18 protein-coding genes and 1 pseudogene are annotated in these 19,378 nt (G+C 62.2%); 8 read left to right on the forward strand and 11 right to left on the reverse strand.

Features of this window, described 5'->3' with window-relative positions; genetic code table 11:
• Positions 1 to 19 precede the first annotated feature (19 nt).
• Genes ctaD through GHK62_RS25390 form a run of 4 tightly spaced genes read left to right on the forward strand, consistent with a single transcriptional unit; the run spans position 20 to position 3,584 of the window.
• The gene (gene ctaD, locus GHK62_RS25375; protein ID WP_153441793.1) at positions 20 to 1,801 is read left to right on the forward strand and encodes a cytochrome c oxidase subunit I; all 1,782 of its coding nucleotides are present in this window, start codon (positions 20 to 22) and stop codon (positions 1,799 to 1,801) included.
• On the forward strand, positions 1,798 to 2,496 hold the full coding sequence (locus tag GHK62_RS25380) for a cytochrome c oxidase subunit 3 (RefSeq protein WP_153441794.1): 699 nt from the start codon (positions 1,798 to 1,800) through the stop codon (positions 2,494 to 2,496). The genes ctaD and GHK62_RS25380 overlap by 4 nt, the downstream gene beginning before the upstream one ends.
• Positions 2,497 to 2,506: 10 nt before the next feature.
• The gene (locus GHK62_RS25385) at positions 2,507 to 3,229 is read left to right on the forward strand and encodes a heme-copper oxidase subunit III family protein (RefSeq protein WP_153441795.1); all 723 of its coding nucleotides are present in this window, start codon (positions 2,507 to 2,509) and stop codon (positions 3,227 to 3,229) included.
• Between the two features lie 10 nt (positions 3,230 to 3,239).
• Positions 3,240 to 3,584: a cytochrome C oxidase subunit IV family protein gene (locus GHK62_RS25390; protein WP_153441796.1), complete on the forward strand. Its 345-nt coding sequence runs from the start codon at positions 3,240 to 3,242 to the stop codon at positions 3,582 to 3,584.
• A gap of 40 nt (positions 3,585 to 3,624) precedes the next feature.
• Here GHK62_RS25390 and GHK62_RS25395 read toward each other — a convergent pair.
• From GHK62_RS25395 to GHK62_RS25405, 3 genes and pseudogenes are all read right to left on the reverse strand, one after another.
• Positions 3,625 to 4,631 (reverse strand): annotated as a pseudogene (locus GHK62_RS25395) (serine hydrolase domain-containing protein).
• Between the two features lie 343 nt (positions 4,632 to 4,974).
• Positions 4,975 to 5,919: a glutathione synthase gene (gene gshB / locus GHK62_RS25400; RefSeq protein WP_153441797.1), complete on the reverse strand. Its 945-nt coding sequence runs from the start codon at positions 5,917 to 5,919 to the stop codon at positions 4,975 to 4,977.
• Between the two features lie 241 nt (positions 5,920 to 6,160).
• The gene (locus GHK62_RS25405) at positions 6,161 to 6,610 is read right to left on the reverse strand and encodes an SRPBCC family protein (RefSeq protein WP_153441798.1); all 450 of its coding nucleotides are present in this window, start codon (positions 6,608 to 6,610) and stop codon (positions 6,161 to 6,163) included.
• 250 nt (positions 6,611 to 6,860) lie between these two features.
• Here GHK62_RS25405 and GHK62_RS25410 point away from each other — a divergent pair, with 250 nt between their 5' ends.
• On the forward strand, positions 6,861 to 7,919 hold the full coding sequence (locus GHK62_RS25410; protein WP_153441799.1) for an adenylate/guanylate cyclase domain-containing protein: 1,059 nt from the start codon (positions 6,861 to 6,863) through the stop codon (positions 7,917 to 7,919).
• A 119-nt stretch (positions 7,920 to 8,038) separates the two neighbouring features.
• Positions 8,039 to 9,061 carry an LLM class flavin-dependent oxidoreductase gene (locus GHK62_RS25415; RefSeq protein WP_153441800.1) on the forward strand — a complete coding sequence of 341 codons (1,023 nt, stop codon included), beginning with the start codon at positions 8,039 to 8,041 and terminating at the stop codon, positions 9,059 to 9,061.
• Positions 9,062 to 9,127: 66 nt separating this feature from the next.
• On the opposite strand, the gene GHK62_RS25420 is transcribed toward GHK62_RS25415, so the two are convergent.
• The 5 genes from GHK62_RS25420 to GHK62_RS25440 form a co-directional block, all read right to left on the reverse strand.
• Positions 9,128 to 10,759 carry an FGGY-family carbohydrate kinase gene (locus tag GHK62_RS25420; protein WP_153441801.1) on the reverse strand — a complete coding sequence of 544 codons (1,632 nt, stop codon included), beginning with the start codon at positions 10,757 to 10,759 and terminating at the stop codon, positions 9,128 to 9,130.
• Between the two features lie 67 nt (positions 10,760 to 10,826).
• Positions 10,827 to 11,555 (reverse strand): SDR family oxidoreductase, encoded by a 729-nt coding sequence (locus tag GHK62_RS25425; RefSeq protein WP_153441802.1) that lies wholly within the window; start codon positions 11,553 to 11,555, stop codon positions 10,827 to 10,829.
• 28 nt (positions 11,556 to 11,583) lie between these two features.
• Positions 11,584 to 12,846, reverse strand: coding sequence for a sugar ABC transporter permease (locus tag GHK62_RS25430; RefSeq protein WP_153441803.1), 1,263 nt, complete (start codon positions 12,844 to 12,846; stop codon positions 11,584 to 11,586).
• A complete protein-coding gene (locus GHK62_RS25435) occupies positions 12,843 to 13,664 on the reverse strand; it encodes an ATP-binding cassette domain-containing protein (protein WP_153441804.1) in 822 nt (273 codons plus the stop codon). The genes GHK62_RS25430 and GHK62_RS25435 overlap by 4 nt, the downstream gene beginning before the upstream one ends.
• Positions 13,665 to 13,944: 280 nt before the next feature.
• Entirely contained in the window at positions 13,945 to 14,991 is a 1,047-nt protein-coding gene (locus GHK62_RS25440) for an ABC transporter substrate-binding protein (RefSeq protein WP_153441805.1), read from the reverse strand.
• A 326-nt stretch (positions 14,992 to 15,317) separates the two neighbouring features.
• Between GHK62_RS25440 and GHK62_RS25445 the strand changes: the two genes are divergently transcribed.
• On the forward strand, positions 15,318 to 16,337 hold the full coding sequence (locus GHK62_RS25445) for a LacI family DNA-binding transcriptional regulator (RefSeq protein ID WP_184108986.1): 1,020 nt from the start codon (positions 15,318 to 15,320) through the stop codon (positions 16,335 to 16,337).
• A gap of 55 nt (positions 16,338 to 16,392) precedes the next feature.
• Here GHK62_RS25445 and GHK62_RS25450 read toward each other — a convergent pair whose 3' ends face one another.
• From GHK62_RS25450 to GHK62_RS25460, 3 genes are read right to left on the reverse strand one after another with little or no spacing between them, the layout of a single operon-like run.
• Positions 16,393 to 18,225 carry a carbamoyltransferase family protein gene (locus GHK62_RS25450; RefSeq protein ID WP_184108984.1) on the reverse strand — a complete coding sequence of 611 codons (1,833 nt, stop codon included), beginning with the start codon at positions 18,223 to 18,225 and terminating at the stop codon, positions 16,393 to 16,395.
• A 13-nt stretch (positions 18,226 to 18,238) separates the two neighbouring features.
• A complete protein-coding gene (locus GHK62_RS25455) occupies positions 18,239 to 18,388 on the reverse strand; it encodes a DUF5989 family protein (RefSeq protein ID WP_153441807.1) in 150 nt (49 codons plus the stop codon).
• A gap of 20 nt (positions 18,389 to 18,408) precedes the next feature.
• Positions 18,409 to 18,840, reverse strand: a complete 432-nt coding sequence (locus tag GHK62_RS25460; RefSeq protein ID WP_153441808.1) for an SxtJ family membrane protein — start codon at positions 18,838 to 18,840, stop codon at positions 18,409 to 18,411.
• Between the two features lie 114 nt (positions 18,841 to 18,954).
• On the opposite strand from GHK62_RS25460, the gene GHK62_RS25465 reads away from it, so the two are divergent.
• Positions 18,955 to 19,173: a hypothetical protein gene (locus tag GHK62_RS25465; RefSeq protein ID WP_153441809.1), complete on the forward strand. Its 219-nt coding sequence runs from the start codon at positions 18,955 to 18,957 to the stop codon at positions 19,171 to 19,173.
• Positions 19,174 to 19,378: the final 205 nt, after the last annotated feature.

The raw sequence follows: 19,378 nt of genomic DNA on the forward strand, positions 1-19,378 counted from the left end.
CACAGGAACTGGGAGGAACATGATGGTCGACGTCCGGTCCGGTATTGGCGAGGCCATCCCGCCCGCCGAAGTCGAGGATGTTGAACTTTATCATCCGCACAGCTGGTGGACCCGATACGTTTTCAGCCAGGACGCGAAAGTCATCGCCATCCAATACGCAACGACGGCGATCGCCATCGGCATGGTCGCGCTTGTGCTCTCCTGGCTGATGCGTCTGCAACTCGGCTTCCCCGGTGCCTTCGCGTGGATCGATGCCGATCGCTACTACCAGTTCATCACCATGCACGGGATGATCATGGTGATCTATCTGCTGACAGCGCTCTTCCTCGGCGGCTTCGGCAACTACCTGATCCCGCTGATGGTCGGCGCCCGCGACATGGTCTTCCCCTACGCGAACATGCTGAGCTATTGGATCTACCTGCTCGCGGTGCTGGTGCTGGTCGCCAGCTTCTTCGCTCCCGGCGGGCCGACCGGGGCCGGCTGGACCCTTTATCCGCCCCAGGCGATTCTGACCAATACGCCCGGCGGAAAGGATTGGGGCATCATCCTGATGCTCTCTTCTCTGATCATCTTCATCATCGGCTTCACGATGGGCGGCCTCAACTACGTCGTCACTGTGCTGCAAGGCCGCGCCCGTGGCATGACGCTGATGCGCATGCCGCTGACGGTCTGGGGCATCGTCACCGCCACGGTCATGGCCCTGCTCGCCTTCCCGGCACTGTTCGTCGCCTGCGTCATGATGCTTTTTGACCGGCTGCTCGGCACCAGCTTCTTCATGCCGGCGATCGCCGAGATGGGCGAGCAACTGCAATATGGCGGAGGCAGTCCGATCCTGTTCCAGCATCTCTTCTGGTTCTTCGGCCATCCGGAGGTCTACATCGTCGCCCTGCCGGCCTTTGGCATCGTTTCCGACCTCATCAGCACCCATGCGCGCAAGAACATCTTCGGCTATCGCATGATGGTTTGGGCGATCGTCATCATCGGCGCGCTGTCCATGGTCGTCTGGGCGCATCACATGTATGTCAGCGGCATGAACCCCTATTTCGGCTTCTTCTTTGCCACTACAACGCTGATCATCGCCGTGCCGACGGCAATCAAGGTCTACAACTGGGTGCTGACGCTTTGGCGGGGCAACATCCACCTGACCTTGCCGATGCTCTTCGCGCTTGCCTTCATCGTCACCTTCGTCAACGGCGGACTGACCGGGCTGTTCCTCGGCAATGTCGTCGTGGACGTGCCGCTTTCCGACACCATGTTCGTCGTCGCGCATTTCCACATGGTCATGGGCGTCGCGCCGATTCTGGTCATCTTCGGGGCGATCTATCACTGGTATCCCAAGATCACCGGGCGCATGCTTAACGAGGCGCTCGGCCAGGTGCATTTCTGGATCACGTTCCTCGGCTCCTACGCGATCTTTTTCCCGATGCACTATGTCGGCCTCGTCGGCGTTCCGCGCCGCTATTACGAAATCGGCGAAACGGCATTCGTGCCGGAATCGGTGCACAGCCTCAACGCCTTCATCACCATCGCGGCGTTCATCGTGGGCGCAGCCCAGATTGTCTTTCTCTTCAATCTCGTCTGGAGCCTGCGCCACGGGAGGGAGGCCGGTGGCAATCCCTGGCGCGCGACAACCCTCGAATGGCAAACGCCTGAAACACCACCTCCGCATGGCAACTGGGGCAAGGAACTGCCGGTCGTCTATCGCTGGGCCTACGACTACAGCGTCCCCGGCGCGCCGGAGGATTTCATCCCCCAGAACCAGCCTGGGCCGGGACGCGTGAGCCACGAGGCCGCCTCATGACGGTCGTGCTGGTCTTCCTGGCGGTCATCGCCGCCATCATCGCGTGGTGGCTGGCACAACAGCGATTGGCCTCCAAACCATGGCTGGAAGTGGGGCATACGCACGACCATCGGAGTGGCGAGCCGGTTCCGCCCGCCAAAATCGGCCTCGCTGTCTTTCTCGCCGTGGTCGGCGCGCTCTTCACGCTTTTCATCAGCGCCTATTTCATGCGCATGGCTTCTTCCGACTGGTCGCCGCTGCCGCTGCCGCGCTTTCTCTGGGCCAACACCGGCATTCTTGCCTTGAGCAGCATCACCCTGCACTGGGCAAAGCTCGAAGCCGAGCGGCGGAACGAGGAAGCGGCCCGGACCAGCCTGCTCGTTGCGCTCGCCGCCGGCCTCGCCTTCCTCGTCGGACAGCTTTTCGCCTGGCGCGCGCTTGCTTCCGCCGGGTATTTTCTGACCAGCAGCCCCGCCAACAGCTTTTTCTACATGCTCACCGGCATGCACGGCCTGCATATCATCGGCGGGCTCGCGGTCCTCGGACGCGTCATCCTGCGCACGTGGGATGCGCCGATCGACCGCCGGAGACGCCTCTCCATCGGGCTCTGCGCCACCTACTGGCATTTCATGCTGGCCGTCTGGCTGGTCCTCTTCGCCCTCTTTTCCGGTTGGGCCAATGACGTTGTCGATCTCTGCCGTCAATTGCTGACATAGGAACGCTGACATGTCCGCTCCACTCAAACCGTCCTCCTTGGAAACGCTCCCCCGCCCATCCGGTCTCGCTGGCTTGGCGGCCGACTGGGCTTCGGACCAGCGGGCATTCAAGAATGTCTCCTGGGGAAAGGCCATGATGTGGATCTTTCTCCTCAGCGACACCTTCATCTTCGGCTGCTTCCTCATCGCCTACATGTCGGCGCGCATGGCGACCACCGTGCCCTGGCCGAACCCGAGCGAGGTCTTTGCACTCGAGATCGGCGGCGTCGAGGTGCCGCTGATCCTGATCGCCATCATGACCTTCGTCCTGATCTCCAGCAGCGGCACCATGGCGATGGCCGTCAACTACGGCTATCGCCGCGACCGCCGCAAGACCGCCGCGCTGATGCTCATCACCGCGCTGTTCGGCGCCACCTTCGTCGGCATGCAGGCCTTCGAATGGTCGAAACTCATTGCAGAGGGAGTGCGGCCTTGGGGCAATCCCTGGGGAGCCGCACAGTTCGGCTCGACCTTCTTCATGATCACCGGCTTTCACGGCACCCACGTCACGATCGGCGTGATTTTCCTGCTGATCATCGCCCGCAAGGTCTGGCGCGGCGACTTCGACACGGAGCGGCGCGGCTTTTTCACAAGCCGCAAGGGACACTACGAGATCGTCGAGATCACCGGGCTCTACTGGCACTTCGTCGATCTGGTCTGGGTCTTCATCTTTGCATTCTTCTATCTTTGGTGAGGAGGGCATCATGGCTCCGGTAGAGGCGCATGCCGCGCAGCAGCAGCACCACCCGATCAAGCTCTACCTTCTGGTCTGGGGCCTGCTCTTCGTCCTCAGCACCTTTTCCTATCTGGTCGACTATGTCGGCCTTCAGGGTTATCTGCGCTGGTCGCTGATCCTGATTTTCATGGTGCTCAAGGCCGGCCTCATCGTCGCGGTATTCATGCACATGGCCTGGGAGCGCCTCGCACTGATCTACGCGATTTTGCTGCCTCCCCTGCTCGTCCTGGTTTTCGTCGGGATGATGGTGTCGGAATCGACCTACGTGCTCTTGACGCGGCTCCTGTTCTTCGGCGCCGCGCCCGGAACGTGATGGCGCGCGCACGGCGTTCGCGACCGTGGGCATGCCACGCTCAGGATGCTCGCACCGTCTTTACGATTTCGGCCATGACACCATGCAGCGCGTCGCGATAGCCGTTGCGCGCCGAAGGACCGCTTTCCTCCGAGGTCATCACGACGGTCAGTTGCAGCGACGGCACGATATAGAGCATCTGGCCGCCATAGCCCCAGGCAAAATGGACATCCTCGCCGCCGATCTGCCGAGCGAACCAGCCATAGCCATAGGCGTCGCCCGAGAAGCGCGAATTGGTACGCGCCTGCCATGAAAGCTCGATCCAATCTTCGGGAATGATCTGACGGCCTTCGGCGGTCCTGCCGCCATTGCGGTAGAGCTCCCCGAAGGCAAGCAGCGAGCGGGCACTCATCGCCATCTGGTTGCCGCCGAGATAAATGCCCTGCGGATCGCGTTCCCAGGCGCCGATCCTAAACCGTCGACCGGACCGAGCCACTCGCGCGCGAGTGCCAGGGTCGACTTGCCGCTGACCTTTGTGAGAATTGCCGAAAGCAGATGGGTAGAGGCCGTGGAATAGAGCATCTGCCCTCCAGGCTCGTCGTCGAAAGGCTGGGCGAGTGCGAAACGGACCCAATTGCTGCTCGAAACCCAGCGCCCGTAGTTGGGTCCCGACATCCGGCCCAGTCCCGCCTGCATCGAAAGCAGGTGGCCGATCGTGATATCGTTGATCCGAGGGTCTGGCGAAGCCGGCAGGTCGCTTTTCAGGATGGGCGCGATTTTCTGGTCCGGGCCTTCGAGCAGGCCCTTATCGATCGCAATGCCGACAAGCGCCGAAACGATGGACTTCGACGCCGACTTGATGTTGGTCGAATCCTCGGGCGTGTGGCCGCGATAGCCGCGTTCCGCGACCACCTCACCGTTGCGGGCAATGATGACAGCCTTGAGCGAAGTCAGGTCCTGGCGGCCCCCAAGACCCTCGAGCAGCGAAGGCACGGAAGGGACCTCCTGCGCGATCGCAAACGGCAGGAACGCGAAGAACGACAGAAGAGCGGCAATCAACTTGACCATCCGCATCACCTAATGCATGTCGCCTAAAACTGTGCAGCGGTTTTGGACAACGACATGCCTAAAAGCAATGACCTAAAGCGCGTCGCATAAGTCCGATCGAACGTGACGCGCTTTAGAGCAATTCGAGGAAAGTAACGGTTCTCCGTCCGGAATTGCGTCATTTCAAATCAGTTAGACCATCTCATGTTTCAATGGTCTAACGTGGATGCTCGACGAAATCATTACGCCGGCGTCGGAACTCACGTCGATGTGAAACCAGTTTATTGTGAAGCCCCGCTACAGCGCCGCGCGTTTTGCCCGGACACTGTGACACCCTTGCACGTGAACTGTGGCGGGAAGACCATCACCCCGCCCGCTTTGCCTCCAGCACGTCCCACACCTTCGCTGCCACGTCCGGTCCACCAAGCTTCCTCACGGCGCGAATACCGGTCGGAGCCGTGACGTTTATTTCGGTGAGCTTGTCATCGATGACGTCGATGCCGACCAGAATGAGCCCCTTCTCACGCAGAGACGGACCCAATCGCTCGCAAATTTCCCGCTCCTTCTTCGTCAGGTCCGCGACGGTCGGCGCCCCGCCGCGCACCATATTGGAGCGCAGGTCACCCGCGGCAGGCACACGGTTGACCGCGCCCGCGAACTCGCCGTCAACGAGAAGAATGCGCTTGTCGCCATGCTTCACGTTCGGCAGGAACTGCTGAATAACCCAAGGCTCGCGGAAGGTCGTGGCAAAGATATCGTAAAGCGAACCGTAGTTGAGATCGTCCTTGGTCAGCCGCACCACCGCTGCGCCGCCATGGCCGAACAGCGGCTTCATGACGATGTCGCCATATTCCGCGCGGAACAGGTCAATTTCCGCCTTGTCGCGCGTAATAAGCGTCGGCGGCATAAGATCCGAGAACTCGGTGACGAAGAGCTTCTCCGGCGCGTTGCGCACCTCAGCCGGATCATTGACCACGAGCGTCTTGGGATGGATCTTTTCCAGGATATGCGTCGCCGCGATGTAGGACAGGTCGAATGGCGGATCCTGACGCATGAGCACCACGTCGACATCGGCCAGGTTCGCACGTTGTTTCTCGCCGAGCACGAAATGGTTGCCTTTCTCGTCACGCACTTCGACCGGTTCCATCGCACAAAAGACGCTGTCGCCAATCATCGCCAGGCGGTCGGGCGTATAGTGATAAAGCTCGTGTCCGCGCGCCTGCGCCTCCAGCATCAAGGCAAAGGCACTATCGCCTGCGATGTTGATTGAGGAAATATGGTCCATCTGGACCGCAACTTTGAGTGCCATGGAGTGTCTCTCGGACCGCCGCCAAAACGTGGATGGGCCAGCTGGCGGGCTCGCCGGCCTCATTGAGGAGACATGCATCCAGGCTGGCATTGCCAACGCCATTGCGCATGTCGGTGACGTGGCCATCTTGAAGCACGACTTCGACCTACGTGCAACGGTCGCGAACGCCCGTGGCGCTTGCTGCTGCCTACCGGGCCTGTAGGCGGGCGTTTCGGTCGGCTTTGGAAGTGCATTCGGTTTGTCAGCCGGTACGGCCGTGCCAGGGGTCCGGTCCCGGATCGCGCCCGGCCGCAACCTCGGCCAGCCGATCGAGGTAATGGGTCCAGCCCTCCTCATGGCCTGCGCACTGCTCGGCATTGGGCAGGCCGCTGTGGGTGAGCCTGAGCAGCGTTCCGTCCGGCTGTTCGATGAGGTCTATCTCGACAAGACTCGACGCCGGCGGCACGATGTCGCTATCGTCCCAGCCGAAGCTGTATACCAGGCGATGGACCGGCACGACCTCGCGGAAGGCGCCGCGGGCGAAACGCGCCCCGGTGACGTTGACGAGGTAGAGCCCGCCGGGCTCCGGCTCGACATCCGCCTCCGTCCCCATCCAGCGCAGGATCTTCTCAGGATCGGTCAGCAGGGCGAACACCGCGGCGGGCGGCGCTGAAATATGTGTTTCGCGGCGAACGACGAGGGCCTCTGGCATCGGTCTCCCCCAGTGATTGCGATGTGCTGCCCGACTGCGATCAAACGGAGAAACGTCGGGTCAGGCCCCGATGATAGCCTGACCCGGCCGGCCACGCCACCGCTTATGGTGTTACGTGTTTCTTCAGGCACACAGCAGTCGCAACAGCGCATTGAATTTGCTGGATGTTTTTTCACCGGATCGGCCCCGATGCAAGCAACGGCTATGCGGGCGGATGACAGGTGAGCGAGCATGACGCTATGATCGCTACATGGATCTGCCCGCTCCCCTTGCCTGGCTGGTCGACGAGGCCGGCGCGTCGCCCGGCCCGGATCGCTTTCTGGCCGAGCTCGGCCGCCGCCTGCTGGCCGACGGTCTTCCGTTGACCGGCGGTGCCCTGACGCTGGCAGTACCGCACCCGATCGTCGCCCGCCGCACCTGGCTGTGGCGGGCGGAGACCGGGACGGTGATCGAAGCCCTGGCTTTTGCCGGCAGCCCATCCAACCAGGCGGGCCGCGACTGGCTTGCCGGGCTGGGGCCGGTGGAGGAGGACACGGTTGGCCCGACGCCGGAGAGACTGCTGCTGGGCTGGGCCGGCAGCCGGACGTTCGATCCTGCTGAGACGTCCCAACTGCGTCAGGCCGCACGCTTTGCCGCCGCGCCCCTGGCCGCCTTGGCCGAGCGGGCGGCACTTGCAACGCTGCTCGAGGCCTATCTCGGCCGGCGCAGCGCCGCCCGCGTGCAGGCGGGCGCGCTCAGCCGGGGCACCGGAGAGACCATCCGTGCCGTGCTGCTCTGTACTGACCTCCGCAACTTCACCGCCCTGTCCGAGGCGACCGAGCCAGGGGCGATGATCGCTACCCTCGACGCCTGGTTCGACCGCGTCGCCGGAGCAATACATGCGTTCGGGGGCGAAGTGCTGAAGTTCATGGGCGATGGCCTGCTGGCGATCTTCCCGGTTTCCCGGACGCCGGCAGAGGCCTGCGGAGCGGCATTGCGCGCGGTCGTCGCCGCCCGCGCCGGCATGGCCCATCTCGATACCACGCGCGAGGCGCAAGGGCTGCCGCCGCTGCCCTTCGGCGTGGCGCTGCATGTCGGCGAGATATTGTGGGGCAATATCGGCGCGGCCGACCGGCTGGACTTCACCGCCATCGGCCCAGCGGTAAACCTGGTCAGCCGGCTGGAAGGGCTATGCCGGCCGCTTGGCCGGTCTGTGCTGATCTCGGGCACGGTCGCCGCCGAGATCACAACGCCGCTGGTGCCGCTCGGCGAACACGCGCTGCGCGGCATCGCGGCGCCCTGTTCCGTATTCACCCTGCCGGATGCTTGAGCGGTCGGGTAGTGCACGTGCCCGGATCGCCGCTCAGTGCGACAACGCATGGTATGCCTATATCCCCGGCCGGATTTGTGCCATGAAGCACAGGCTGCAACGTCACAGGCTACACCATCATGAAGAAGATCGGCTTTCTCTCGTTCGGGCATTGGTCGCCCTCGCCGCACTCGCAAACGCAATCGGCGTCCGACGCGCTGCTGCAGTCCATCGACCTCGCCGTCGCTGCAGAGGAACTCGGCGCGGACGGGGCGTATTTCCGCGTGCATCACTTTGCGCGCCAACTCGGCTCGCCCTTCCCCCTGCTATCGGCCGTCGGCGCGAAGACCAGCCGCATCGAGATCGGCACAGCGGTCATCGACATGCGGTACGAGAACCCGATGTACATGGCCGAGGACGCGGGCGCGGCCGACATCATCGCCGGCGGGCGCCTGCAGCTCGGCATCAGCCGCGGATCGCCCGAGCAGGTGATCGATGGATGGCGCTACTTCGGCTACCAGCCAGCCGAGGGCAGTACCGACGCCGACATGGCGCGGCGCCATGCGGAGGTCCTGCTCGATGTGCTGCGCGGCGAAGGCTTTGCTCAGCCCAACCCGCGACCGATGTTTCCCAATCCTCCCGGCTTGCTGCGTATCGAGCCGCACGCCGAGGGGCTGCGGGAGCGGATCTGGTGGGGCGCCAGCTCCAACGCCACTGCGGTTTGGGCTGCGAAGCTGGGCATGAATCTGCAGAGTTCCACGCTCAAGGACGACGAGACGGGACTTCCCTTCCACGTGCAGCAGGCCGATCAGATCCGCGCATTCCGCGAGGCATGGGAGGCGGCAGGCCACGAGCGCGAGCCACGGGTGTCGGTCAGCCGCAGCATCTTCGCCCTGGTGGACGACCGCGACCGCGCCTACTTCGGACGAGGCGGCCAGGATGAAGACAAGATCGGCTTTATCGACGAGAAGACCCGGGCAATTTTCGGTCGCAGCTACGCCGCCGAGCCGGACGTCCTCATTGCGCAGCTGGCGAAGGACGAGGCGATCGCGGAGGCCGACACGCTGCTCCTGACCGTCCCCAACCAGCTTGGCGTCGAGTACAACGCGCATGTCATCGAGGCGATCCTGACGCATGTCGCTCCCGCTCTTGGGTGGCGCTAAGGCGCCACCCCGGAAGCTGAAGCTACGACCTCCGTTCGTTTCACCCGCAGCGGGCTTGAGACGAGCCTAACGGATCTCCCGCGCCAACGACTGAAGCTTCTTGAAGGCCTCGTATCTCAGCGCATGACGCGCTGCGGTTTCACCACCGGCGGGCGCGTAGGTGCGATCCGTGCCGGAAAGCCTTGCCATCGCCGAGCGAACGTCCGCGAATTCGCCAGCCGCCACGCTTCCGAGGATGGCAGCGCCGAGAAGCACAGGTTCCTCCGAGCGCGTCGCCAGAACGGGCTTTCCCGTCGCGTCCGCAAGCAACTGGCGGACGAGATCAAGCTGACCGGCGCCGCCGCTGATGACGATCTTGTCGATCAGAGCACCGGATGACGCCTGCGTATCGATGATCTGCCGCAGGCCGTAGCCGATGCCGCATAGTCCGGCCACGTAGAGCGACACGAGACTGTCCAGATCTTTCTCCATCCCGAGCCCCGCGACGACCGCGCGGGCATGCGGGTCGGCAAACGGCGCGCGGTTACCGAGGAATTCCGGAACGACGTGGATTCCGCCTGCCAGCTCGATCGACTCAGAGAGCGTCTGGACCTTCTGCGCGGCGAGTTCCGCCAGCAGGACCGGCAGCGAGAGGCCGCGGCGTCCTGCGAGTTCCAGGGCCTCGCCGGCCGCGGGGTGGAAGGACAGAAGCTGCTCGATCGCAGCGCCCGCCGCGGACTGCCCGCCCTCGTTCAGCCACATGCCGGGTACCATCGCCGAGTAATAAGGTCCCCACACGCCCGGCACGAAAACCGGCTCTGCTGTGGAAGTCATCGTGCAGGAGGAGGTTCCGAAGACATAGGCGAGATTGCTCTCCGGAGGGCCGTCAACCCCGACCGTGCCGATGCCGCCGGCGTGGGCATCGATCATGCCGGCTCCGATCGGCGTGCCCGGTGCAAGGCCAAGTTCCTCGGCGGCCCTCTCCGTCAGCCCGTTTCCAACCGGCGTACCCGGCTCCACGACACGCTGGCCTATGCGCACGAAGTCTTCATCCGCGAGCTGACCGAGTCCGATCGCGCGGAAATAGTCCGGATCCCAGCGCTTCTCGTGTGCGAGATAAGTCCATTTGCAGGTCACGGTGCAGGTGGAACGGGCAAGATCGCCCGTTGCCCGCCAGGTCAGGAAGTCCGCAAGGTCGAAGAATTGCCAGGCGGCGTCGAAGACCTGCGGACGATTTTCGCGCAGCCAGAGGAGCTTCGGCGTCTCCATCTCCGGCGATATGCGTCCGCCGACATAGCGCAGCACATCGTGGCCCTTGGCATTGATGCGCTCCGCCTGGTCGACGGCGCGGTGGTCCATCCAGACGATGATATCTCGCTGAGGATCCTCCGACGGTCCCACCGGAAGCGACCGCCCGTCCTCGCCAAGGACGACAAGCGAGCAGGTCGCGTCGAAGCCTATGCTCGCGACTTTTGCAGGATCAACGCCTGCTGCGGAGACCGCCTCGCGCACTGCCGCGCAGACCGCGGACCAGATTTCCGTGCTCGACTGCTCGACGATGGAACCGGCCTCACGAAAGAGCGTGATATCGCGCTTGCCCGATGCCAGCAGCCGGCCGGCGAGGTCGAAAAGGCCGGCTCTGGCGCTTCCGGTGCCGACATCAACGCCGATGAGATATCGTTCGCCGCCCGCAGGGCGTGCGTGAGAAGTGTTGGTCATGGTCTACCGCCTGCAAATCAGGAACGTGGATCGGCGGGAGGGCTGGGCCTCGCGCCGTCGAAGGTAATCAGAGATCAACGCTGTTGGGCAGGATCACCAGATCGCGGATCGTCACGTTGCGCGGACGCGTCAGCATGAAGAGCACCGCATCCGCCACTTCCTTCGGCTGCATGAGGCTGCCGTTGGCAAGCGCTTCTTCCATCTTCGCCTTCGGCCAGTCGTCGAGCAGCGCAGTTACCACCGGCCCGGGCAACACCGCCCCGACGCGCACGCCATGCGGCGCCACCTGTCGCCGCGTGCTGTGCACGAACGCCTGCACGGCAAATTTCGATGCCGTGTAGATCGGCTCCCAGACGACGGGGACGACGCCCGCAATCGAGCTCGTGAAGAGAATATCGCCCGATTTCTGTTGGATCATGTAGGGCAGCACCGCATGCACGGAGCGGAACGCCGCATTGATGTTGAGATTAAGCATCCGGTCCCAAGCGTCCGGATCCCCCTCAGCCACCGGACCACCGATATAGGCGCCGGCATTCGCGTGGAAGACGTCGAGCTTCCCGGCGATATCGAGGATTCGCGGCAGCATGCCGGAGACTTCGGCGGGCTTGAGAAGATCGACGACCAGCGGCAGGGCGTTTTCACCGAGTTCGGCGCAGAGCTGTTCCAGTTTGTCCTGCGCACGATCGACGAGAACGACCTTCGCCCCTTCCGCAAGCAACGTGCGGGCGCATTCCAGACCGATGCCCGATGCCGCGCCTGTGATGGCGGCGACTTTGCCTTTCATGAGGTCAGCCATTTTTGAAACTCCATTCCAATAGATTGGATCACGCGCGTCCGTGGCTGACACGGGAACGACGGGCCAACGAGTCGACGATGACAGCGATTGCCAGAACGCCGCCGGTGATCATGTAGCGGAGCGACGAGCTCAGATTGAGCAGCGTCAGACCATTCGAGATTGCCTGGATGACGATGATGCCAAGCAGAGCCGAATAGGCGCTGCCACGCCCGCCGAAGAGGCTGGTGCCGCCGATGACCGCAGCCGCGATCGCGTTGAGATTGACGTCGCCCGTGCCGGCCTGCTGGCTCGAGGAGGCAAGGCGCGATGCCGACAGGATGCCGCCGAGCGTGGCAAGTGTGGAGCAGAGCACGAAGGCGCTCATGTAGATGCGGCGCACGTTGATGCCCGACCGCCGCGCGGCCTCCCGGTTCCCACCGACCGCGAACATCGACCGGCCCCACTTCGTACGCGTCAGCGCGTAGTTCAGGATCACCGCAAGGGCGACGAACAGGCCGAACATCCACGGTACCCCGCGGCCGAGATTGAGGTAGAAGACTGCCACTTCAAGCGCGACCGTGAGTACGACCGCCTTGATGATGAGCGCGCCGAGCGGCTGGGAGGAGAGGTTCGCCGCCTGCCGTTGGCGCATCGTGCGCATGCCCTTGCCGATCATCACGAGACCCGGCACCAGCGCCAGCGCGTGGGAAAGCCAGTCCGGCATGATCAATATTTGTCCGAAGCGGACGAGCGGGGAAGCGTATGGCAGGTTGATCGAACCGGTCGGCCCCAGGATATAGAGCTGCATGCCGAGCAGCGCGAGAAGACCAGCGAGCGTCGCAATGAAGCTCGGCATCCCGAGCCGGTTGTAGAGGGTTGCGTAGATCAGTCCGACCACGACACCGACCAGAAGCGCCGCGAATATCGCCGCGGCGATCGGCCAGCCGGAGTTCACCCACAACACCCCGACCATCGCCGAGGCCAGTCCGCTCATGGAGCCGACCGAAAGATCGATTTCGCCCAACACCAGCACGCAAATGATGCCGAGCGAAATCACGCCTACGGTGGCGCAATCGAAGAGCAGGTTCACGAGGTTGTTGGGGGCAAGAAAGACCGGATTGAGGGCCGAAAAGATGACCGAGATCACAATGAGGCCTACCGCGACCGGCAGCATGCCGAGATCGCCGGACCGCACGCGATCAATGAACCCCCACACCATGTCGAGGATCCCCTCGTCATGGCGCACACGTTCATCGCTGCGGTCGAGCCTCGGCTGGGTCTGGACGGCGGCGTTCGAAGGATTCTGGCTCATGCGGGTCCTCCGCTCTGCTCATTGACGAGGCCGGTCTTGCGGTCGAGCCGGCGCGAAACGGCGTTCTCCGTGGCACCGGTGATCGCGGTGACGAGGTCATGGTTGGACGCATCCGGCAGGAAGACGCCGTTGTTGCGTCCAAGCCGCAGCACGACGATGCGATCCGCCACCGCGCGCACGTCTTCCATGTTGTGGCTGATGATGATCACGCCGAGCCCGCGGTCACGGACGCGTTCGATCAGGTTGAGGACTTCGGCGGTCTGGGCGACGCCGAGTGCCGCCGTCGGCTCATCGAGCATGATGAGCTTTGGATCCAGGAGCAGCGAGCGCGCGATCGCCACCGTCTGGCGCTGACCGCCGGAGAGCGACGCGATCGGCTGGCGGACGGACGGGATACGCGCGGCCAGCTCCCGCAGAAGCGTCCAGGCGCGCACTTCCATCGCGACTTCGTCGAGTTGCCAGGGGGCCAGTTCGTGGCCGAGAAACAGGTTTGCGACGACATCGAGATTTTCGCACAGCGCCAGGTCCTGGAAGACGGTCGCTATCCCGAGGCCAAGCGCCTTTGCAGGATTGTCGAGCGTCACGCCTTCGCCGCAGAACTCGATCGTGCCCGCGGACGGTTGATGCACGCCGGCGAGGATCTTGACGAGCGTCGACTTGCCGGCGCCGTTGTCTCCCACCAGCGCGACGACTTCGCCGGCGTTGACGTCAAGTTCAATGTCGGTGAGTGCGGATACGGCGCCAAAATTCTTGGATATGCCGCGAAGACGCAGCACAGGCTCACCTTTCACGGGAGCACTCTTGATATCGCGTGTCATCGCCTTTCGACCTTTCGACTACAGCGCCGCGCGTTTTGTCAGAGGCGCAAATGACGCTGTAACTCTCTGAATTGCTGCATGTATCCACCCTTAAATCGAACGCGATCTAAGGAAACATGCAGTGGGGCGGGATCAAGGAAACGACGAGCGATCCGCCACGCATCCCGCTCCAAGTTGCTAGAATCCATCACGGCCATGATCTTGGGTCGACCAAAATCATCGTGATCTCGGAGATGTGTTCGGCCGCGCGTCGCGACCGAACACGACAGCAGTCAGAGTCTCAGTTCATGATGCCGAGTTTGCGGCAACCTTCAACATATTCGCCAGTGCAGATCTCTTCCGGCGTGTTGATCTTCTTGTCGAAGATCTCGGCCTTGATGTTTTCGGCCGTGACCACCGCTGGAGTGAAGAGCTGCGAGGGCGTTTCATACAGCTTGTGGGTCGCTTCCGGGGTTTCGCCCTTGATCAGCTTCACGGCGACATTGGCGGCAGCCGCCGCTACGATCTCTGAAGGCTTCGAGATCGTGTTGTACTGATCGCCGGAAATGACCAGTTGCAGGGCCGCAATCGTCGCATCGTTGCCAGTGACCGGGGGGACCGGCTTGACGCCTGCCGCCTTGAGAGCGGCGATCGCACCACCGCCGGTTCCGTCGTTAGCGGCGACGATGCCCTTGATCTGGTCGCCGAAGCGGGTGATCTGACCGGCGGTCCATTCCTGCGCCTTCGGCGGCGCCCAATCCGGCGTATCGTACTCGGCGAGCGTCTTGTAGCCGGATGCGTCGAGGGCGGAATCGATGCCGTCGCGAATGAGGCCGGCGGCCGCGTCGGTCGGCGAACCGTTGATCTGCAGCACGCCGGAACCTTCCGGAACGCCGGATGCCTTCAGGTGGTCGACGAGCGACTGCGCGATCGAGCGGCCGATGCCTTCATTGTCGAACGAAACGTAATAGTCCGCCGGCTTGTCCGGGATTGGACGGTCGTAGGCGATCACCTTGACATCCTGGGAATGGGCGATTTCGACGAGCGCGGCAGCCGCGGCGGAATCGACCGGATCGAGCACGACAACCTTGGCGCCCTGAGCGATCGCGGAGTTGAACTGCTGCTGCTGAAGCGCCACGTCCGCATTGGCGTTCTGGTAGATGACGGTGCAGTCGGGGCAGAGCTTCTCCATCTCCGCCTTGAAGCCTGGATAGTCATGCTCCTCGTAGCGGGTCGAAGCCTGGTCCGGCATCAGGAAGGCAACAGTGGCCGATTCCTGCGCAACGGCGGCGCTGCTGAGCGACACGGCAAGGCCGGTCGAGGCAAGCAAGTAATAGATCGTCTTCATAAGTTTCCTCCAAGGTTGATTTTCGCCGGCGTCCTGAAGCTTTTGAAGGGCGACACCCCCAAGATATCGCGCCCAAGATATCGCGAAGTCGTCCGGCGATAAAATTCGGACGGCTTTTGTGGGCCCGTCAGGGCGCAGCCGGTCGCTCGCCGCAGCGAACACCGCGGCGTTTGATTTTTTGATTTTCTGTCTGACTCCTCCCTGCCCAGCTTTTATTGAAACTGGCGGCTTCATCGATTGCGCTCGCTTGCTCAATCGATGAAGCACAATTGCCACTTAACGCCTTTGATGTCAAGGTGGCCTCCGAAAATGGGAGATCAAAATTCGTGAAGCGTAGCATTCCGACGAAAAGGACGACGATCTACGACCTGGCCGAATTGGCCGGGACCTCGGCGAGCGCGGTGAGTGCAGTGCTGAACGGGAACTGGAAGAAGCGCCGTATCAGCAGCCAACTGGCCGAGAAGATCACCCGGCTCGCCGAGGAACAGGGGTATGCGCTAAACATGCAGGCGAGCGTGCTCAGGCGCGAGCGATCGAAAATAATCGGCATGATCGTCCCGAAGTACGACAACCGCTACTTCGGCTCGATCGTCGAACAGTTCGAGGCCATGGCCCGCGAGAGAGGTCTTTTCCCAATCATCACCTGCACGCGGCGCGATCCCGCACTGGAAATCGAAGCCGCGCGCGCCATGCTCTCCTATCAGGTGGACTGCCTGATCGCGACCGGCGCGACCGATCCGGATCGCATCGCCGACATCTGTTCGGCCGCCGGCGTGCGCGCCGTAAACCTTGACCTGCCGGGTTCGCGTGTTCCGTCGGTCATCTCGGACAATTTCGCCGGCGCGCTCGAACTGACGCGGCGTGTACTTCAGAACTGCGAGCGAGAGTTCGGTGAAAAGGCGCCGCTGCTCTTCGTCGGCGGGCGCGGCACCGACCACAACACATCGGAACGCGTAAGAGGATTTCGCGTCGCCCATGCCGAAGCGGGCGTGGCGGTTGACGAGGCGCTGGTGCTCACCTGCGGCTACGCGCCTGAAAAGGCCGAGAACGCCATGAAGGCGATCGCGGAAAAGGTCGGAACACTGCCGCGCGGCATGTTCGTTAATTCCACCATTTCACTTGAAGGCGTGATGCGCTGGATCCGTCGCTCCGGCCACTATGCCGACCGGATGCCGCACCTTGGCTGCTTCGACTGGGATCCCTTCGTGGCCATGCTCGGCGACCACATCGAAATGGTTCGCCAGGACGTTCCGAAAATGCTCGACGCGGTCTTCGAGATCATCGACTCCGGCGCATCGGAGCTGAAGGTGATTCAGGTTCCGCCGATCGTCGAGCAGACGGGGTAAACACGGGAGTTTTCGACGCCCCAATCCTTTGGAAGGACCTGCAGTTTCGATCCCGCTAGTCGAGCTCGAACTGTTCCTTGTAGTCCTTGCGCAGACGCTCGGGCTGGTCTTCCTTCTTCAGCATGCAGTTCCCGACGACGAGCCGTTCGATCTCCGTGCCCATGAAGCATCGGAACGCATCTTCCGGCGTGCAGACGATCGGCTCTCCGCGCACGTTGAAGCTGGTGTTGACGAGGACTGGGCACCCGGTGCGAGCCTTGAAGGCTGTCAGCAGATCCCAGTAGCGAGGGTTGGTTTCGCGATGCACCGTCTGGATGCGCGCCGAGTAGTCGACGTGGGTGACAGCAGGGATCTCTGATCTCGGCACATTCAGCAAGTCGATGCCGAACAACTGCTCCTGCGGACGATTGGCATGCAGCCTGCGGCTCTCCAATACGTCGGCGACGAGCAGCATATAGGGGCTGTCGGCATCGAGATCGAACCAGTCCGCCACGTCCTCGCGGCGAACCGAGGGAGCAAAGGGGCGAAAACTCTCCCGGTATTTGACCTTCAGATTGAGCGTCTTCTGCATCGTCGGCGAGCGCGGATCACCGAGGATCGAGCGCCCTCCGAGCGCGCGGGGACCGAACTCCATGCGCCCCTGCATCCAGCCGACAGCCTTTTCCTCCACGAGGGCCTCGACCGTGTCTGCCGTGATTTCGTCGTCGGACAGGACCCTGTAGGCCGCGCCGGCGGCAGTCAGGCGCTGTTCGATCTCACCCTGTCCGTAGCTCGGACCGAGATAGGCCCCGGCCATGCTGTCCCCGCCGTTTGTGGCGCGGGGCTTGCTGAGATAGTCATGCCATACGGCGAGCGCCGCACCCAGGGCGCCGCCTGCGTCGCCGGCGGCCGGCTGTATCCAGATGTCGTCGAAAAGACCTTCCTTGAGGAGCTTGCCATTGGCAACGCAGTTGAGCGCGACACCGCCCGCCAGGCAAAGGTTCTTTTCATTGGTCTCCCGCTTCGCGAACCGCGCGAGCCGCAGGACGACCTCTTCCGTGACGCTCTGGATCGATGCCGCCAGGTCCATTTCGCGCTGTGTAAGCGGGGATTCCGGCTTGCGCGGTTCACCGCCGAACAGGCGATGGAAGGCCGGCGACGTCATCGTGAGACCGGTGCAATAGTCGAAGTAGCGCTGATCGAGCCGGAACGAGCCATCCTCCTTGAGGTCGATGAGATGGTCGAGGATGGTCTGGGTGAAGCGTGGCCGGCCATAAGGCGCGAGCCCCATGAGCTTGTACTCGCCGGAGTTCACCTTGAAGCCGGTGTAATAGGTGAAGGCGGAATAGAGCAGGCCGAGCGAATGGGGGAAATGGATTTCCTTCAATATTTCAAGGTGATTGTCGCAGCCATGACCGAGGGATGTCGTGCACCACTCGCCGACGCCATCCATGGTCAATACCGCGGCCCTTGGGAAAGGAGCAGGAAAGTACGCGCTCGCAGCGTGCGCCAGGTGATGCTCGGTAAAGAGCAGCGAACCCGCCCATTCCTTCACACCCGCAAGCCTGCCCAGATCCTTGCGAAGGAGCTTCTTTTGAAACAGCTTCTCCTTGATCCATATCGGCATCGCAAGCTTGAATGAACGAAACCCTCTGGGGCTGGTCGCAAGGTAGGTCTCGAGAAGCCGCTCGAATTTCAGGAACGGCTTATCGTAAAACACGACATGATCGATATCGTTCATGCCGCAGCCTGCTTCCGCCAGGCAGTATTCTATCGCCCGCGCAGGAAAACTCGGGTCGTGCTTCTTTCGAGTGAAGCGTTCCTCCTGCGCGGCCGCGACAACGCGGCCATCTTCAACCAGAGCCGCCGCGCTGTCGTGATAAAAGGCGGAAATACCCAGAACGCGCACGAGGGACCCCGCATCAGAACAGAGTATAGATGAACGGGGCAACAGCGGTGCCCTGCGTGAGGACCACCAGCGTTCCAAAAACGGTCACCATGATCAGGATCGGAAGCAACCAGAACTTCTTTCGGTTGCCCATATAGGCGAAAAGCTCCTGGACGAATTCCATCTCTTCCTTCCTCTCGAAAATTAATATTGGTTGCGCATCGTCGCCGGCGCCGGCTCGTTTGGGGACCTCGGTTTCCAGTATGTGCTCGCGCTGCGGTCGAATGCCGGCGCCAAGGGGTCGTGGCCCCGTAATCGCATCAGAATCCCGATCGGAATGAATGTGGTTACGTAGATGAGCAGCATCACGACCGGATTGACCACCTTGAACAGGAGCAGGCCGAGTTTGGTCCAGAGCCGGTTCGCGGTGGTCAAAGTGTCGGGAGCCAGGTATGCCAGGACGACGAGCGCAATTCCCACCGAGCCAAGCCCAATGGTCAGTAGGGTGGCCTGCTCCGCCAGCCACCACCTTAAAAGTGCAAGGCAGGAAAGAATTCCGCCGACGGTATAGCCGAAGCTACGGTTGGACGGTCCCTCCGGAATGTTTTCTATGATCGGTTCATGCGACGCGCTCATTGCTACTCACCCCAATCAAGCGCCGGGCATCAAACTGAATTCGAGGGCGATAACCCCTCACAATCGCTTTAAATTCATGGCCGACTACAGCAACAGCAGTTGGGGCCGGTCAATATGCCGTTGGATATAGAAGCGGCTTGCGAGCAGCAAGATGGGCATCATTCGATGCTCCTTGGCGGCACATCTGCAACCGATGAAAGCATAGAAAGAATTGGATTTTCACATATCAGCCAGCGTTACGTTCGCCCCAGACTTTTGGTATTCGCAACAGAATTCTTGCCGCTGATATTGCTGAACATCATTGAGCCTGCATGGCCGGTTGCTGACCAATGAAAAATTCAATCGCACCAGAAGGAAACCGGATCGACGGATCCATATGACCAGCGGTATATTGGCAGTCATCCAATTTAGCTTATCCCAGCCCTAATGCATGCTCGCGCCATCAAGAGACGGGGCGATTTTAAAAGACTAGTTTTGCTGCCGCAGCCGGCAGATACCTCTTTTGACAGGAAATATCTGGATTAGTTCATTCTTGGGT

It is taken from the genome of Sinorhizobium terangae (genome assembly GCF_009601505.1).
In the GTDB taxonomy this organism is placed as follows: Bacteria; Pseudomonadota; Alphaproteobacteria; order Rhizobiales; family Rhizobiaceae; genus Sinorhizobium; species Sinorhizobium terangae.

What these genes read in the sequence shown, in the direction of transcription:
- ctaD (WP_153441793.1), top strand. Translation starts at nt 20, where the DNA reads ATGATGGTCGACGTCCGGTCCGGTATTGGCGAGGCCATCCCGCCCGCC.
- GHK62_RS25380 (WP_153441794.1), top strand. Translation starts at nt 1,798, where the DNA reads ATGACGGTCGTGCTGGTCTTCCTGGCGGTCATCGCCGCCATCATCGCG.
- GHK62_RS25385 (WP_153441795.1), top strand. Translation starts at nt 2,507, where the DNA reads ATGTCCGCTCCACTCAAACCGTCCTCCTTGGAAACGCTCCCCCGCCCA.
- GHK62_RS25390 (WP_153441796.1), top strand. Translation starts at nt 3,240, where the DNA reads ATGGCTCCGGTAGAGGCGCATGCCGCGCAGCAGCAGCACCACCCGATC.
- gshB (WP_153441797.1), bottom strand. Translation starts at nt 5,919, where the DNA reads ATGGCACTCAAAGTTGCGGTCCAGATGGACCATATTTCCTCAATCAAC.
- GHK62_RS25405 (WP_153441798.1), bottom strand. Translation starts at nt 6,610, where the DNA reads ATGCCAGAGGCCCTCGTCGTTCGCCGCGAAACACATATTTCAGCGCCG.
- GHK62_RS25410 (WP_153441799.1), top strand. Translation starts at nt 6,861, where the DNA reads ATGGATCTGCCCGCTCCCCTTGCCTGGCTGGTCGACGAGGCCGGCGCG.
- GHK62_RS25415 (WP_153441800.1), top strand. Translation starts at nt 8,039, where the DNA reads ATGAAGAAGATCGGCTTTCTCTCGTTCGGGCATTGGTCGCCCTCGCCG.
- GHK62_RS25420 (WP_153441801.1), bottom strand. Translation starts at nt 10,759, where the DNA reads ATGACCAACACTTCTCACGCACGCCCTGCGGGCGGCGAACGATATCTC.
- GHK62_RS25425 (WP_153441802.1), bottom strand. Translation starts at nt 11,555, where the DNA reads ATGGCTGACCTCATGAAAGGCAAAGTCGCCGCCATCACAGGCGCGGCA.
- GHK62_RS25430 (WP_153441803.1), bottom strand. Translation starts at nt 12,846, where the DNA reads ATGAGCCAGAATCCTTCGAACGCCGCCGTCCAGACCCAGCCGAGGCTC.
- GHK62_RS25435 (WP_153441804.1), bottom strand. Translation starts at nt 13,664, where the DNA reads ATGACACGCGATATCAAGAGTGCTCCCGTGAAAGGTGAGCCTGTGCTG.
- GHK62_RS25440 (WP_153441805.1), bottom strand. Translation starts at nt 14,991, where the DNA reads ATGAAGACGATCTATTACTTGCTTGCCTCGACCGGCCTTGCCGTGTCG.
- GHK62_RS25455 (WP_153441807.1), bottom strand. Translation starts at nt 18,388, where the DNA reads ATGGAATTCGTCCAGGAGCTTTTCGCCTATATGGGCAACCGAAAGAAG.
- GHK62_RS25460 (WP_153441808.1), bottom strand. Translation starts at nt 18,840, where the DNA reads ATGAGCGCGTCGCATGAACCGATCATAGAAAACATTCCGGAGGGACCG.
- GHK62_RS25465 (WP_153441809.1), top strand. Translation starts at nt 18,955, where the DNA reads ATGCCGTTGGATATAGAAGCGGCTTGCGAGCAGCAAGATGGGCATCAT.